At 71.6% G+C, this 15,661-nt stretch carries 14 protein-coding genes; 7 read left to right on the top strand and 7 right to left on the bottom strand.

The window, feature by feature from the left end; translation table 11 throughout:
* Window positions 1-41 precede the first annotated feature (41 nt).
* Window positions 42-797 (bottom strand): SIS domain-containing protein, encoded by a 756-nt coding sequence (locus J7E91_RS07875; RefSeq protein WP_214900226.1) that lies wholly within the window; start codon window positions 795-797, stop codon window positions 42-44.
* A gap of 187 nt (window positions 798-984) precedes the next feature.
* Between J7E91_RS07875 and J7E91_RS07870 the strand changes: the two genes are divergently transcribed.
* On the top strand, window positions 985-1,677 hold the full coding sequence (locus J7E91_RS07870) for a metal-dependent transcriptional regulator (protein ID WP_214900225.1): 693 nt from the start codon (window positions 985-987) through the stop codon (window positions 1,675-1,677).
* Window positions 1,678-2,180: 503 nt separating this feature from the next.
* The gene (locus J7E91_RS07865) at window positions 2,181-3,071 is read left to right on the top strand and encodes an alpha/beta fold hydrolase (protein ID WP_214900224.1); all 891 of its coding nucleotides are present in this window, start codon (window positions 2,181-2,183) and stop codon (window positions 3,069-3,071) included.
* A 12-nt stretch (window positions 3,072-3,083) separates the two neighbouring features.
* Here the strand turns inward: J7E91_RS07865 and J7E91_RS07860 are convergent, their stop codons facing one another.
* From J7E91_RS07860 to J7E91_RS07850, 3 genes are read right to left on the bottom strand one after another with little or no spacing between them, the layout of a single operon-like run.
* Window positions 3,084-4,718, bottom strand: coding sequence for a transporter (locus J7E91_RS07860; protein ID WP_214900222.1), 1,635 nt, complete (start codon window positions 4,716-4,718; stop codon window positions 3,084-3,086).
* Complete coding sequence (locus J7E91_RS07855; RefSeq protein ID WP_214900220.1) at window positions 4,715-5,536, bottom strand: ABC transporter ATP-binding protein; 822 nt, start codon at window positions 5,534-5,536, stop codon at window positions 4,715-4,717. The genes J7E91_RS07860 and J7E91_RS07855 overlap by 4 nt, the downstream gene beginning before the upstream one ends.
* 44 nt (window positions 5,537-5,580) lie before the next feature.
* Window positions 5,581-6,258, bottom strand: a complete 678-nt coding sequence (locus J7E91_RS07850; RefSeq protein ID WP_214900218.1) for a bifunctional DNA primase/polymerase — start codon at window positions 6,256-6,258, stop codon at window positions 5,581-5,583.
* Window positions 6,259-6,579: 321 nt separating this feature from the next.
* Here J7E91_RS07850 and J7E91_RS07845 point away from each other — a divergent pair, with 321 nt between their 5' ends.
* Window positions 6,580-7,965, top strand: a complete 1,386-nt coding sequence (locus J7E91_RS07845; protein ID WP_214900216.1) for a transcriptional regulator — start codon at window positions 6,580-6,582, stop codon at window positions 7,963-7,965.
* A gap of 213 nt (window positions 7,966-8,178) precedes the next feature.
* Window positions 8,179-9,957, top strand: a complete 1,779-nt coding sequence (locus tag J7E91_RS07840) for a hypothetical protein (protein WP_214900214.1) — start codon at window positions 8,179-8,181, stop codon at window positions 9,955-9,957.
* Window positions 9,958-10,019: 62 nt separating this feature from the next.
* On the opposite strand, the gene J7E91_RS07835 is transcribed toward J7E91_RS07840, so the two are convergent.
* Window positions 10,020-11,372, bottom strand: a complete 1,353-nt coding sequence (locus J7E91_RS07835; protein ID WP_214900447.1) for an ABC transporter substrate-binding protein — start codon at window positions 11,370-11,372, stop codon at window positions 10,020-10,022.
* 171 nt (window positions 11,373-11,543) lie between these two features.
* Here J7E91_RS07835 and J7E91_RS07830 point away from each other — a divergent pair, with 171 nt between their 5' ends.
* Window positions 11,544-11,990, top strand: a complete 447-nt coding sequence (locus tag J7E91_RS07830; RefSeq protein WP_028811036.1) for a hypothetical protein — start codon at window positions 11,544-11,546, stop codon at window positions 11,988-11,990.
* Window positions 11,991-12,019: 29 nt separating this feature from the next.
* Entirely contained in the window at window positions 12,020-12,910 is an 891-nt protein-coding gene (purU, locus tag J7E91_RS07825) for a formyltetrahydrofolate deformylase (RefSeq protein WP_214900212.1), read from the top strand.
* Window positions 12,911-13,108: 198 nt separating this feature from the next.
* Here the strand turns inward: purU and J7E91_RS07820 are convergent, their stop codons facing one another.
* Complete coding sequence (locus tag J7E91_RS07820) at window positions 13,109-14,323, bottom strand: zf-HC2 domain-containing protein (RefSeq protein ID WP_374224651.1); 1,215 nt, start codon at window positions 14,321-14,323, stop codon at window positions 13,109-13,111.
* Window positions 14,324-14,418: 95 nt separating this feature from the next.
* Window positions 14,419-15,003 carry a sigma-70 family RNA polymerase sigma factor gene (locus tag J7E91_RS07815; RefSeq protein WP_028811034.1) on the bottom strand — a complete coding sequence of 195 codons (585 nt, stop codon included), beginning with the start codon at window positions 15,001-15,003 and terminating at the stop codon, window positions 14,419-14,421.
* A gap of 242 nt (window positions 15,004-15,245) precedes the next feature.
* Here J7E91_RS07815 and J7E91_RS07810 point away from each other — a divergent pair, with 242 nt between their 5' ends.
* Window positions 15,246-15,620, top strand: a complete 375-nt coding sequence (locus J7E91_RS07810) for an STAS domain-containing protein (RefSeq protein ID WP_214900209.1) — start codon at window positions 15,246-15,248, stop codon at window positions 15,618-15,620.
* Window positions 15,621-15,661: the final 41 nt, after the last annotated feature.

The raw sequence follows: 15,661 nt of genomic DNA, 5'->3' as shown, positions 1-15,661 counted from the left end.
CGAGCCGGGAACGCATCGTCGGCGGAGGCCGACGTACGGGATCAGTGCCGGTAGAAGATCCGGTCGCGGTACTCCGTCATCACGCGGCCGTTCCACTCGTGGCCGCCGTCGACGTTGCCCGAGCGCAGCAACGGCGGTTCGATGCCGCGCTCCGCCAGGTCGCCGGCCGCGCAGGCCATGACGGCCTGCATCAGAGCGCTCGTGACCACCGTCGACGCGGGAGCGAAGGGTGCCTCGATGCCCTCTGCCGTGAGCTCCGCGTCGCCGACGGCGATCTTGCTGTCGAGGACGATGTCGCAGTGGTCCTTCAGGTACGTACCGGAGACGTGCCGGGACTTCGTCTCGCGGGTGTACGCCACCGAGGTCACGCCGATGACCTTCAGGCCGAGCGCCCGCGCGTTCATCGCCATCTCCACCGGCAGCGCGTTGCGCCCGGACAGCGAGATGATCACGAGTACGTCGCCCGGCTTGGCGGGGCTGCTGTCCAGCACGGCTGCCGCGAGCCCGTCGACGCGTTCGAGGGCGGAGCCGAGTGTGGCCGGCATGACGTCCACGCCGACGGTGCCGGGAACGGCGAGCAGGTTCATCAGGGCGAGCCCCCCGGCCCGGTAGACGACGTCCTGCGCGGCGAGCGAGGAGTGGCCGGCGCCGAAGGCGAAGAGCCGCCCGCCCGCCGCCACCGCGTCGGCGACCGCGGCCCCGGCGGCCGCGATGTTCCCGGCCTCCTCGTCGCGGACGCGGTGCAGCAGCCCGATCGCGGCGTCGAAGAACTGACCGGCCAGTTTGCTTTCGCTCATCGCGCGGGGCCCCTTTCCAGCGGTACGTCGTGGGAACGTGGTGCGAACGTCGGGCGACGGTGGCGCGGATCACGTTGCGGTCTGGACCAGTGCCCTGTCAATACGGCATCGCCCGGCGCGGCACGGTTGTCGGCGCTATGCGTCAGAATTGGGTCAGGGCCAGCGCACGAGCAATCGAGGGGCACGAATGTCCGGACTGATCGACACCACGGAGATGTATCTCCGCACCATCCTCGAGCTCGAGGAAGAAGGCGTGGTCCCCATGCGCGCCCGTATCGCCGAGCGGCTCGACCAGAGTGGACCGACGGTGAGCCAGACCGTGGCGCGCATGGAGCGCGACGGGCTGGTGACAGTGGCGGGCGACCGTCACCTGGAGCTGACCGACGAGGGCCGCAAGCTCGCCACCCGCGTGATGCGCAAGCACCGGCTCGCCGAGTGCCTGCTCGTCGACGTGATCGGCCTGGAGTGGGAGCAAGTCCACGCGGAGGCCTGTCGCTGGGAGCACGTGATGAGCGAGGCGGTGGAGAGGCGCGTCCTCGAACTGCTGCGTCACCCGACGGAGTCTCCGTACGGGAACCCGATCCCCGGCCTGGAGGAGCTTGGCGAGAAGGCCGAGGCGGACCCGTTCCTGGACGACAACATGGTCAGCCTGAACGACCTGGCTCCGGGCCCGGAGGGCAAGACCGTCGTCGTACGCCGGATCGGGGAGCCCATCCAGACGGACGCTCAGCTGATGTACACGCTGCGTCGCGCGGGCGTACAGCCCGGCTCGGTCGTGAGTGTGACGGAGTCGCCCGGCGGGGTACTGGTAGGCAGCAGTGGCGAGGCCGCGGAGCTCGATGCCGAGGTGGCCTCGCACGTTTTCGTCGCCAAGCGCTGACACCGGCGCCAGGGCGGCAAGGTCCGCCGGTCCCACGGTGGTTGGGGCCGGTCCGGCGATCCTCCGGAATCCCAGCGACCGGACGGATCGCGTGCCAGTCTGTGACCGAGGCACATGACGTGAGGCCGCCGACCGGTCTGCCGGTTCGTCGAGGAGGGGGCAGGGGATGCGCCCGTCGTGCTGGCACCGCCCAGGCATCGATCGTGTTCGCTGTGAAAGGGATGGCTCCGGCGCCCTGAGGCGCCGGAGCCTGTCCTCCCCTGTGCCGACCCGGAGCCCCGAGCTCCCAGGGTCGGCCCCCGTGGACCGTCTTCCCCGAGCGGCCCGCCTCCCGCTGAAGATCTCCCCACGGTGGCGGCGGTCAATCCTTGAGCGTGGTCACTCGAACGAGGGGTATTGCACGCGGAACCCGTATTTTCGAATACGGGTTCGATAGTCTGACGGGGCTCGACCACTCACTCATTGGACGGACCACCCGGGGGACGAAGGGGGTGCCAGGACACATGGTGCGGCGCATCGACGTGACGGGAGCCGACGGCGTACGCCTCGCGGCCTGGGAGTTCGCCGACCCGCCCAAAGGGAGCGGGGAAACCGACCGCGCCCCCGGCGTTTTACTGCTCCACGGGTTGATGGGCCGTGCCTCGCACTGGGCGGGCACCGCGCGCTGGCTCTCGGAGCGCTACCGGGCGGTCGCCATCGACCAGCGCGGTCATGGCCGCAGCGACAAGCCGGCCGACGGCCCGTACACCCGCGAGGCGTACGTCGCCGACACCGAAGCCGCGGTCGAACAACTGGGCCTCGCGCCCGTCACTCTCATCGGCCACTCCATGGGCGCCCTCACCGCCTGGCAGCTCGCCGCCAAGCGGCCCGATCTCGTCCGTGCCGTCGTCATCTGCGACATGCGGGCGGGCGCGCTCGGTGCCGCGTCCCAGCGCGAGTGGGACGACTGGTTCAAGTCCTGGCCGGTCCCCTTCGCCACACTCGCCGACGTACGCAAGTGGTTCGGCGAGGACGACCCCTGGGTGGAGCGCCCGAGCCCGGCGCGCGGCGAGTTCTTCGCCGAGGTGATGACCGAACGGGCCGACGGCTGGCGCCCGCTCTTCTCCCGCCGCCAGATGCTGAAGTCCCGTGAGACCTGGGTGTACGACGCCCACTGGGAGGAGCTGGCGCTGGTCCAGTGCCCCGCCCTGGTGGTCCGCGGCCTCGACGGCGAACTGGGCCGGGCGGAGGCACAGGAGATGGTGCGCGTGCTGCCCCGCGGCAAGTACGCCGAGGTGGTCGACGCGGGCCACCTCGTCCACTACGACCAGCCGGAGGGCTGGCGCACCGCGATCGAGCCGTTCCTGGAGGAGACCGCCGAGGAGCCGGTCATCCCTCCCCTGAGTCATTCCTGAAAAGCCGCTTGCTCAGCCCTTGCTGACGGCCGTCAGGATCTCCGGAAGCCGCGCCGCCGCCTGCGGCGCCGACCAGCGCACACCCGCCCACGACAGCAGCGCGCCGTACGCCGCACCCAGCGGCAGCACCAGCCACAACCAGCCCTCCGCGGCCGCCACATGGAGCCAGATCGTCAGCGTGATCAGCGGTGCGCACAGCAGCGCCGCCGCGATCATCCCGCCGAGGATCGAGATCCAGGCGAGGCCCGCCTGTCCCGGCGCGACGTTCTTGTGCGTGCTGCCCTGCGGGATCGAGTACGGGAAGCGCACGGACGCCACCGCCCCCGTCGCCAGCATCGCGCCGAGCAGCGCGAAGGACAGGCCGAGCGCCTCGGGAAGGGCCCGCCAGTCACCCACCAGCGCCGCCGTGATCACGGTGACCAGCGCCGAGTACGGGAGTGTGACCACCAGTAGCGCCAGGGCCCGCGCCCGCAGTTCCTCGTACGCGTCGCGCGGCGTGGAGATGGTCATGGCGACCATCCAGAAGGCGGACGTGTCCTGGCCGAACTGGTTGTACATCTGGATGCCGAGCATTCCGGCCGCGAAACACGCGAAGTAGATGGTGCCCGTTCCCTGGAGCGCGTTGAACACCGGCACGATCAGCCCGATCACCAGCGAAGTCACCCAGGCGGCCTTGGTCTTGGGGTCCCGCCACACGTACCGCAGACTGCGCTCGATCACCGTGCCCGTACGCCCGCCCGGCAGGAACCGCCCGCCGAGCCCTCGCGACGCCTCCTGGCGGGCCGGCTCGGCGGCCTGGAGGGTCGAGCCGTCCGGAGACGTCATCAGCTTGACCAGACTCCGCTCCCAGGACCACAGCAGCGCCACCAGCGCCGCCACGGCCAGCAGCAGCTGGGCCGCGCCACGGCCGTACGCCCCGTCGCTCACCGCGTCCACCGCGCCGATCGCCGACGCGGGCGGCACCCAGCTCAGTACGCCGGCGACGGGGTCGAGCTTCGCGAGGCCGCCCGCGTCGCTGAGCCGCTGCGCGCCGAAGTTGACCACCTGGATGCCGACGGCGATCACCAGACCGCTCAGCACGGCCAGATCGCGCCCCTTGCGGCTGCTCAGCAACCGGGTGTTCGCCGCGGCCACGGCTCGCGCCAGCGCCACGCACACCAGCAGCGTCAGCGCCACGGCGAGGGCACCGACTGCGGCGGCCGCCGCGCCGCGCGCCACGGAGATCACCGATCCCAGCGCCAGGCAGAACGTGAACAGCGGCCCGATCCCGACGAGCGACGCCGTCAACAGCGCCCGGATCAGCGGGCGGGGCCGCAGCGGCAGCATGACCAGGCGGGTCGGGTCGAGCGTCTCGTCGCCGCTGGGGAAGAACAGCGGCATCACCGTCCAGCCGAGCCCCAGAAGGGCCGTCAGCAGCACCACGATCGTCGTCGCGTGCTCGTTCCCGCGAAGCGCGATCAGGCCGATCAGCTGAAGCGCGGCGAACAGCAGCGCGATCAGGCCGGAGAGGATGTACGCCGCCCTGCGGCCGGACGACTGCCGCAGGCCGTTGCGCAGCAGCGACAGCTTGAGCCGTACGAAGACGGATGTGATCCCCGGAACGGTCGCTGTGCCGTTCCCGGGAACAGCCGCCCCGCCCGCGCTCATCGGGCGCCGCCGCCCAGCCAGTCCAGGCTCTCCCCGCTGTCCCGGTCGTTCGCGCCGACCAGTTCGAGGAAGGCGTTCTGGAGAGAGGGCGCGTCGCCGCGTACCTCCGCGAGCGTTCCCTGCGCGCGGATACGGCCCGCCGCCATCACCGCGACCCAGTCGCACAGCGACTCGACGAGCTCCATCACATGACTGGAGAAGACGACGGTCGCACCGGACTGCGTGTACCGCTCCAGCACGCCACGGATCGTCTGCGCCGACACCGGGTCGACGCCCTCGAAGGGCTCGTCCAGGAACAGCACTTGTGGGTTGTGCAGCAGGGCGGCGGCGAGACCGATCTTCTTGCGCATGCCGGTCGAGTAGTCGACGACCAGCTTGTGCTGCGCGCCGGCCAGGTCCAGTACGTCGAGAAGCTGCGTCGCCCGCTTGTCGACCTCGTCGCCGGGCAGCCCCCGCAGCCGCCCGGAGTACGCGAGGAGTTCACGCCCCGACAGCCGCTCGAAGAGCCGCAGCCCCTCCGGCAGTACGCCGATCCTGGCCTTGACCGCCACCGGGTCCTGCCACACGTCGTGCCCGCCGACCAGAACCGTCCCCGCGTCGGGACGCAACAGCCCCGTGACCATCGACAGGGTGGTCGTCTTGCCCGCGCCGTTCGGCCCGACCAGGCCGATGAACTTGCCCGCGGGCAGCTCCAGATCGATGCCCGCGACGGCGATCTGCTCGCCGAAGCGCTTCCACAGACCCTCTGCACGTACGGCGGCGGGCGGCGCAGTGTGCGCTCCGCCCGCCTTTTCTGATCCCACTGCCCTGTCAGGCATGTCGCACAGCCTCTCGGTGTCCCCGTCCCGCTACGGGGAACACCCTACGGTCGGCGTGTGCGCGCCGCCGCTGCCTCCCGCCCGCAGGAGTAGGCCAGGGGGCTGATCAGTTCCTCCACGTCGGGCAGCCACCGGTTCGCCGGGGTGGGACGGCGCGCCCACTGCACCGCGCCCATCCCGCCGAGCCGGGTCGGCGGCGCCGCGACGTAGTCGCCCTCGCCCCGCGTGACCAGGTCGATCGCGGTCGGCGTCCAGCCCAGCTTCCGCACCATGTCGGGCACCTTGGCGCCGGCGCCGGGCAGTACGAAGAACAGCATGCGGCGGTCGGGCGTGCAGGTCACCGGACCGAGCGTCAGGTCCATGCGCTCCATCCGGGCCAGGGCCAGGAAGCCGGCCGACTCGGGAACGTCCAGGGCGTCGAAGGAGCGGCCCGTCGGCAGCAGGATCGAGGCCCGCGGCTGTTCCGACCACAGACGGCGCGCCCCGGTGGCGCTGCCAGTCGCCTGTGACGCCCAGTCGGCGGTTGCGGGGTGCGCGCCGGGCGAGGCGCAGGAGGGGACACCGCACGAGCAGCGTTCGACGCCCTCGTCCGCCTCCAGCCAGGTGCCCGGGAACACGTCCCAGTGCCGTTCTTCCGTGTACCGCACGGCGCTGTCGAGCAGTTGATCGCCGCGCTGCTTGGAGATCTGGGCGGCATCCGTGACTCCGATGGTGTCTTCCACGAAGAACTCAACTCCCGCCGTCACCGCGGGTTACGGGCGTGCGGTCGGCTTGCGGAGGAACATCGATCCTGCACGTGGGGCGCACCGGTGCATGGGTGGGGGCGCGCAGGGGGCCGTGCGGCGGTGGGCGGGTAGCCACATGTGTGGAAGCCCGGGAATGGCGTCTGAAAGACCGTCAATACCGTCTCTTCCGGCATGTTCCGCATTCTCTGCATATCTGCCGGGCAGTGATCAAGGTGACCGGCGTGATCAGTTCACGGCGTACGACGTACGACACACGGACCACAACTCACGGACCACTGCGGCACCAGGGGGTAGTCAATGGCAGCCAGGCCTCTCGTCGCCCGCCAGCCGAACGAACGGTTGCAGGCGCTCATTCAGGAAGCCGGGTGCTCCAACGCCGGGCTCGCCCGCCGCGTCAACATGTGCGGCGCCGAACACGGCCTCGACCTGCGGTACGACAAGACGTCGGTGGCCCGCTGGCTGCGCGGACAGCAGCCGCGCGGGCGGGCACCCGGCATCATCGCGGAAGCGATCGGGCGCAAACTCGGCCGTACGGTCACGATCGACGAGATCGGCATGGCCAACGGCAAGAATCTGTCCTCCGGGATCGGCCTGCAGTTCGCGCCGACCGTGCTCGGCGCGATCGAGCAGGTCTGCGAGCTGTGGCGCAGCGACGTGGGGCGCCGCGACTTCCTCTCGGGTTCGACGGTCGCCGCTTCGGCGCTCGTCGAGCCGAGCCGCGACTGGCTGATCACGGGAGCGGACACCCAGGTCGCCAGACCGGCGGGCGGCGGGAGGGTCGGCGCGTCGGACGTGGAGGCGGTACGGGCGACGACGAACGCCCTCGTGGAACTCGACCACCGCTTCGGCAGCGGGCACGTCAGGCCGATCGTCGTCCACTACCTCAACAGCGTCGTGTCCGGGCTGCTGTCCGGCTCGTACCGCGAAGCGGTGGGACGGGAGCTCTTCGCCGCGGTGGCGCGGCTGACGGAACTGGCGGGCTACATGGCCGTCGACACGGGCCAGCCGGGCCTCGCCCAGCGCTACTACATCCAGGCTCTGCGGCTCGCCCAGGCGGCGGGCGACCGCGGCTACGGCGGATACGTGCTGGCCGCGTCCATGAGCCATCTCGCCGCCCAGCTCGGCAACCCCCGCGAGATCGCGCAACTGGCACGGGCCGCGCAGGAGGGGGCGCGGGGACAGGTGACGCCCCGCGCGGAGGCGATGTTCTGCGCGGCGGAGGCGCGCGGGCACGCGCTGATGGGCGACGCGCGGGCATGCAACCAGCTGGCGGCCAAGGCGCTGGGGGCGCTGGAACGTACCGAGGAGGACACGGGCGACGATCCCGTGTGGATCGCGCACTTCGATCACGCGTACCTCTCCGACGAACTCGCGCACTGTCACCGCGACCTGGGACAGGGGCAGGCGGCGGCCCGGCGCGCCCAGGACGCCCTGGACGGCCATCCGGACGCGCGGGCGCGGCGCCGGGCGATCGGGCTCGTCGTACTGGCCACGGCGCAGGTCCAGCAGCGCGAGGTCGAGCAGGCGTGCCACACGGGAGCGCGCGCGGTGGAACTGCTGGCCACGTTGCGTTCGAACCGGGGAGCGGAGTACCTGGAGGACTTCCAGCAGCGGCTGGAGCCGTACCGCGACGAACCCGCGGTACGGGAATTCGGCGCCCGGCTGGAGGCCCGGGCGGCGTAGTCGGGGGCGGGCTTCGTGGACTGGCGGAGCAGGGGAGGTGCGCCGGTGGGTCCTTAACAGCGCCGTGCGGACGCATCTTGTTACAGGGCTCCCCGCCGGGCCTCCGGCGGTATGTGTGGGGACCGTGGGCGCGTGGCAGAGGCGCGGTGTCACCCGGTAGCGTGAACCGACGGTTCCGTAGGTCCACACATACGTCCACACGTAGGAGTCCCGGTGACGCAGAGCGGACAGGGTGACGAGTCGCGGCTTCCCGCCGCGCGGCCGCCCGCGCACGAAGGTGTCGTGCTGCCCGCGGACGGCAGCGGTCCCTGGATACCCGGGGCGCCCGAGGAGCACGTGGCTCCGGCGGGTGGACAGCCGTGGGGCCAGCCGTGGGGGCCGCAGCAGCCCGACGCCGCGCAGCCGCCTCAGCAGCAGCAGTACGGCGCGCAGCCGCAGCACGGGACGCAGCAGTACGGCGGGCAGCCGGCGCCTCAGCAGCAGTACGGTGCGCCGCAGTCCGCGCCTCAGCAGCAGTACGGCGCCCCGCAGCCGGGAGCGCCCCTGCCGCCGCAGCAGCAGCCCGGCGCTCTGCCGCCGCCGCAGCCGCAACCGGGGTCGCAGCAGCAGTACGGTGCACAGCAGCCGCAGCAGTACGGCGCCCAGCCGCACATGCAGCAGCAGCCTCAGCAGTACGGCTCCCAGCCCGCGCCTCAGCAGCCCGGACAGCAGCAGCCCGGACAGCAGCAGTACGGCGCCCCCCAGTCGCAGCCCCCGCAGGCGCAGTCCGGCGCACCGCTCCCCGTGCCGCACCAGTACGGGGCTCCGCAGGCGCAGCCGCTGCCGCTGCCCGCGGAGGCCCCCGCCGGAGCCCCGGCGGCCGACGCCGATGCCACCCAGTACCTCCCGTACGTGCCGCCGGCCGGGCCCGGCGCCCTGCCGCCCGAAAACCCGGCGGATTCCACGCAGTTCCTCGGCCGGCACCAGAACGGGCCCGCAGCCGCCGCCGCGCCCGCAGGGGCCCCCGCGGGTGACGCGGACGCCACGCAGTACCTCCCGCCCGTCCCGAACGCGCAGGGCGTGCCCGAGGCACCCTCCGGAGCCCCCTTCGGCATCCGGCCCGGCGCTCCCGAAGACCGGCAGCCGCCCGCGGAGTTCGACAACCTCTTCCGGTCCGACGCCGCTCCGCCGGCGGCGGACGCCACGCGCCAGATGCCGCCCTTCAACGCGCAGCCCCCGCACCAGCAGCAGCCGCCGTACCAGCAGCCGCAGTTCGGAGCCGAGCCCCAGGGCCGCGCCGCCCGCCGTAACGCCGCCGCCCAGGCGGGACCGGCGGCGCCCACAGGACCCACGACCCCCACGCCCCCCGCGGGGGCCGCACCGCGCCGGCGCAATGCACCCCTGGTGCTGATCGCCGCCGTCGTCGTCGGCTGTTCCGTACTCGGCCTCGGGGCGGGCGCGCTGCTCAGCGGTGGCGACGAGAAGTCCAAGGACAAGAAGCCGGTCGCCGCCGCGAGTCCCACGGGAGGCGACGCCTCGCCGCAGGCCGCCGCGGACCCCGCCAAGCCGCAGGCCGAGTCGCTCGACGCGCTGCTCGCCGACAGCAACGACAGCCGCGCCTCCGTGATCAGCGCGGTCCAGTCCATCGGAAGCTGCAAGAACCTGCCGAAGGCGGCGAGTGATCTGCGTGCCGCCGCCAAGCAGCGCAACGATCTGGTGACGCGCCTCAAGGGCCTGACCGTCGACAAGCTGCCGAACCACACGAAGCTGTCGGCCTCGCTCACCACCGCGTGGAAGGCGTCGGCGGCGGCCGACGACCACTACGCGGCCTGGGCCGACCAGGTCGCGGGCAAGAAGGGCTGCAAGAAGGGCCACGCGCGGTCGACGCCGCAGCAGCAGGCGGGCAACCGCGAGAGCGGCAAGGCATCACAGGCGAAGAAGGAAGCCGTCGGCATGTGGAACGAGATCGCGAAGCGATACGGACTGACGGAGCGCGACGCCACGCAGCTCTGACGGCAGCGGACAGGAGAGTGGGGCGGGGGCCCGAACAGCCCCCGCCCCACGCTCCTTTGCGATCAGCCGGATAAGCCCGACCGGCCCCTGGAAGGCGCCTGTACCAGCGTGTCGCCCACGTCCACGAAGCCTTCCTTCACGGACACCAGCCGCCCCTGCCGCACCACTTGGAACGTCACGTCCCTGTTGATGACGCGCGGGATGTCCCGCGTCGCCAGCATGTGCTCCAGGCGCCAGCTGAGGGTGGGCGTGAGGCCGCCCGTGTCGACTCCCTCGATACGGTTGAGCTCACCGACCACGTCGGACGCCGAAACGCTGTCCTTGTCGCCGTCCCCGCCGCCCTTCGCGAGCGACTCGATGATCACCTTGAGCACCGTGTACGCGATCCACGTGGTCTGCACCCCGGGATCGGCGGGGTCGATCCGGTTGTCCGCGAAGGCGTGTTCCCGGATCACCTCGCGCATCGGGTCCCAGCGCGCGTCGCTCGCCACCGGGTACCACCCCGTGACGTACGCGCCCTCGAAGGGCCCGTCCTTGCCGCCCGTACGGTCCAGGAGCGGCTGCCCGACGCTTCCCAGGACCGACGCGACGCGGACGTCCCTGGCGGCCTCGCCCTCCAGCCTCCGGAACGAGTCGAAGAACGTCTCCGTACGGTCACCGAGCACCGCCGTGACGCAGCCCCTTCCGCTCCCGTACGCGTCGAACGCGCCGGCACTGCTGAGCGCCTTCCGGGCCTGCGCGGTGTAGTCGTTCGCGTCCTCCGGCGCCCGGATGTCGGCGGGCGGTTTACGGCCGCCCTCCGCGAGGCCGGAACCGAGGAGCGCCGGCAGGCCGTCACCGGCGACGGTGTCGGGGCGTACCAGGGACACCCGGTCGCAGTCGCGGGAGAGCTGCCTGCCGTTGCCCGCGAGGAGGGCCGCCTGGCCGCCGTTGACGGGGTACGAGAGCGAGCTGGCGAACTCCTGGTCGGAGGCGCCGTAGCCGCCGAGGAACGGAACGCCGGCGACCTCCAGCGGCGCCATGAAGGCCCGGCCGTGCTGGCTGTACGAGCCGACGACCGCGACGGCCCCCTGCTGCACGGCCTGCTTGGCGCACCTGGCCGCGCCGACGGTGCTGTTGCGCTCGTTGCAGGTGATGACCTTGAGCTCATGGCCGGCGAGGCCGCCGTTCGCGTTGACCCAGCGGGCATAGGCCTTCGCCATGGCGGGCATGCCCGGCATGTTGGTGGCCGTGGTGCCTTCCGGGGCCCACGTCATGACGGTTATGGGCTCCCTGGAGCCCCCTGCGGCTCCAGGGAGCACTCCGCAGCCGGTCAGCAGCGACGCCCCGACCGCCGTTGCCGTTGCCGCGGCGGTCACTTTCGCGGCCTTTGCGAGGAATGGGCGGATGGAGGATGGGTTGCGCCGTCCGGTCATGTGCATGCACGCTTCCGCCCCATGGGTAACGGGGGAGTGAGCATGTATCAACGCATGGTGACATCGAGGTGAATTACGGGGGGCTGTACGCCCGTGCTGTCAGGGAACGTACGATCTGCAACCGTGCAAGGTTCGGTGAACTCTTCCCGTCGCGGCCGTCGCTCCCCCACCATGGGCGGCATGCCGCTCAATGACATGCCGTGGTGGCGCTGGCGCACGAACGTGCGGTCGGCGCTGCACATGCTCTCCGATCCCGTCTTCCAGCAGGAGTGCTGGCTGGCCGGCATCGAGGGGTACGGAGACGTGACAGACGCCGTGTACCGGCTGGTGGAGGACACCTGGCTGGACAACTGGTCGGCCGAGAAATACGTCGGCACGATCTTCCGGGACGCCCAGGAGGCGTCGCTCGTCGACGTCGCCGTCCTGCGCGTACTGAAGATCATGCATCAGGTGGGCGCGGACGCCCCCGTGTCCGCGTACCTGGAGCACCACGCCTGGCCGGAAGCGGTACGGGCGGCCCGCGAGGCGCACGTACGGCTGGCGGCGAACGACGGGGAGGACCCGGACACCGCCCCGCGCACCCTGGAGGTCATCCGCATCCTGACCGGGTCGGCCTGACCCCGGCCGGATATGGAATCCTCGGGAGCATGAGCGACCCGCAGCCCGCCCCTTCGTCAGACCGGCCCTCCTCGGACCAGTACGTCCTCACTCTCTCGTGCCCGGACAAGCAGGGCATCGTGCACGCCGTGTCGAGCTACCTGTTCATGACCGGATGCAACATCGAGGACAGCCAGCAGTTCGGCGACCACGACACGGGTCTGTTCTTCATGCGGGTGCACTTCTCGGCGGAGGCTCCGGTGACCGTGGAGAAGCTGCGGGCCAGCTTCGCCGCGATCGGGGACTCGTTCCGGATGGACTGGCAGATCCACCGCCCCGAGGAGCGGATGCGGATCATCCTCATGGTCAGCAAGTTCGGCCACTGCCTGAACGACCTGCTCTTCCGGTCGCGGATCGGTGCCCTGCCGGTGGAGATCGCGGCGGTCGTCTCGAACCACACGGACTTCGCCGAGCTGGCCGGCTCGTACGACATTCCCTTCCACCACATTCCGGTGACGCGGGACAACAAGGCGGAGGCGGAGGCGCAGCTCCTTGAGCTCGTACGCTCCGAGAACGTCGAGCTGGTCGTCCTCGCCCGCTACATGCAGGTCCTCTCGGACGACCTGTGCAAGCAGCTCAGCGGCCGGATCATCAACATCCATCACTCCTTCCTGCCGAGCTTCAAGGGTGCGAAGCCGTACCACCAGGCGCACGCGCGCGGTGTGAAGCTCATCGGGGCGACGGCGCACTACGTGACGGCCGACCTCGACGAGGGCCCGATCATCGAGCAGGAGGTCGAGCGGGTGGGCCACGACGTCACACCGGAGCAGCTCGTGGCGATCGGGCGCGACGTGGAGTGCCAGGCGCTGGCGCGGGCCGTGAAGTGGCACAGCGAACACCGCGTACTGCTCAACGGACGCCGCACGGTGGTCTTCGCCTAGGGCCTGTCGTCAAACTCCCGCCGTCCGCCCGAAGGGCGGGCCCTGCGGCGTCTGGTGCGTGCTCTCGGCGTGCCGGGCGGAAGCCCTCGTACTGGACGTACTTGGGCTTTCGCCCGGTGCGGCGAGAGTGCGTGCCAGGCGTCGCGGGGCAGGCGGGAGTTTGACGACAGGCCCTAGGACCGGTCGCGGACCGGTCCGCTACAGGCGGCTCAGTGAGGCCGCCGCGAAGAGTACGTCGCGGATGGCCTCCCGGTCGCCGTTCTGGCCCGCCGCCGCTTCCTGTGGCGGTACGTGGCCCGACGCCAGCTGGCAGAACTCGACGCCGTCCAGAGCGACGTGGGCCACCTGGTGGGCGGGGGAGCCGACCGCCGCCGGGGAGTCCAGCGCGATGTACCAGTCGCCGCCGCCCGCGCCCTCGATCTCCAGGTGGAGCGAGCGGCCGGGCGAGCCCGCGGTCACCAGACTCTGTGACGGGGCCGCGAGACCTGCTCTGCGGCGGGCCGCGAGAGTTGCCGGGATCAGCCGTGCGGCCAGGTCGATCATGCTGTTGAGGTGAGCGGCGGCCGGCGGCTCGTACGGATAGTCCACGGCGTCCGCGATGTCCCCCGCGTGCACCCAGCACTCGAACGCCCGGTCCAGCAGCGCGTCGTGCAGGGGCAGCGCGAAGTCGCCGTACGAGACGGAGACGTCGGCCACGCCGCGGTCCGCGAAGGACACCGTGCGGATCAGGTCGTGGCTCTGCTCGCGCCAGGGTTCGCGGACGGTGCGGGTCGGCGGGAAGGGGGAGCCGCGCCAGTACGACTCGGTGCGCTCCGCCGGCGATACGGGTCCCGCCGCGCCCAGCGGATCGTCGAGACCGAGCGCCTTGGCGACCAGGCCGTCGACGGTCATCAGGTGGCCGATGACCCCGGCCACCGTTGTCTTGCAGGTCGTCGCCTCCTCGCCCGCGAACCACTTGAGGCGCACCGGAGCGTGCCAGTCCGAGCAGCCGATGTCCCGCAGCAGGGCGTCCAGGCGCGCCGTCTCGGCGTCGTACGGCGTGGCCCAGCCGGGGACGGGGATACGGGCGGGTCTGCGGTCCAGGCAGCCGTCGAGGACGCGGTTGCGGAGCAGGGGGTCGAGGTCCAGGCTGCGCTCGGCGTGGAGCAGGCCGACCGCGTCACGCAGCCGCAGGGCCTCGTCCGCGCAGGGGGCGCACTCGGTGAGGTGGTCCTCTACGGCCTTGGTCTCGTCGGCCGAGCACGCGGAAAGGGCCCAGGCCCCCAGCAGCGACTTGAGTACGCCGTGGGAAAGGGCCGGGGCGGAAGACGGCCGCGGAGGCGGTGGCGGCACAGGCGGTGGCGGCGGAGGAGGAGGCGGGGGCGCCGGCTCCAGGACCTCGCGGTTGTCCGCGGCCGCTCTCGGTGACGGTATGCGCGGAGCCCGGCCCTCCGGCCGCTGCGGCCCGCCGCTTCCGCCCGGGCCGTTTCCCTCGGGCCCGTGCGGCCCGTTCGGCCCGTGGCCCGCGCTCACCGGTGCTGCCCGTATCCGGGCGGGGAAGAGAGACCGTCCTGATGGTGCGGGTTCGCCGTGGACAGCAGCTGCAGCCCGAGCCGCAGCCGCCTGCGCGCCTCGTCCTCCGTGACGCCCAGGTCGGCCGCCGTCTGCCGGTAGTCCCTGCGCTGGAAGTACGCGAGCTCCAGCGCGGCCCGCAGCGGGGCCGGCATCGACGTCACGATGTAGTCCGCGCGGGCGGCGGCCGACGCCCTGCGGACCTTCTGCTCCAGCTCCTCCGAAGTGCCGTCACCGCCGTCCGGCAGCGCCGCCGCCTCGGTCTGCCGCAGCCTGTGCACGGCCTGCCGGTGTGTGAGCCTGGCCACCCAGGACCTCATCGAGCCCTGCCTGGGGTCGTACGCGTCCGGGTTCTCCCAGACGTAACCGAACACCTCGCGCGTGATCTGGTCGGCCGCCGCGTCGTCGTCGAGCACCCGGTGGGCCAGGCTGTGCACCAGCGAAGCGAACCTGTCGTACAGCTCGCCGAGCGCCGCCGCCTCGCCCCCTGCGAGCCGCTGCTGCATCCTGCGGTCCCAGCGGGGCGGTGTGTCCTTCGCCATGCGGCCCCCAACCCTGTGCGCCTGCCCAGCCTGTGCCCCTCGTCACTTCCTTCGAATGTAGTGCGAACCGCTGACAACGCAGCTCCCTTTACGGCAAGTGCGTCCGCGCCCCGGTCCGGGATGATAATGATCCGGCCCCTTATGGACGGCGTGTTTCACGGTGTGTTTCATGGGACCGCGGCGGGGCAGCCGCAGAGATGGAAGGACCACTTCCGCATCGGCAGAACGAAAGGTCCAGACGCGTGACGCTGAAGGTGATCGAGGCCGAGCACAACGCCTGGGCCGTACTGCACGTTTCCGGAGAGCTGGACCTGGTGACCTCACCCGCGGTCCGCCAACACGTCCACGACGCCGTCGCGAACGGCCGTCACCGTGTGGTGCTCGACCTGTCCGAGGTTCTCTTCTGCGACTCCAGCGGGGTCGGCGTCATGATCGCCGCCCGCCGCCTGATGCATTCCTGCGGTGGTGACCTGCGGCTGATCCTGCCCGCTCGCGGCGCGGTCGACGGTTCGCACGTCAACCGCGTGCTCGCCGCGCTCGGGGTACGCCGCCTCTTCGAGGTCTACCCCGACGTGGCCACGGCCGCCGACGACGAAGCACCGGCACTCTCCGCCTGAGAGGCCGTTCCCGGTGGAGAATTCCCCGGTCCGCCCGCCCA

Source organism: Streptomyces sp. ISL-99 (assembly GCF_018614005.1).
Lineage (GTDB): Bacteria > Actinomycetota > Actinomycetes > Streptomycetales > Streptomycetaceae > Streptomyces > Streptomyces flavidovirens.
This window is presented reverse-complemented; position numbering and strand designations above follow the sequence as displayed.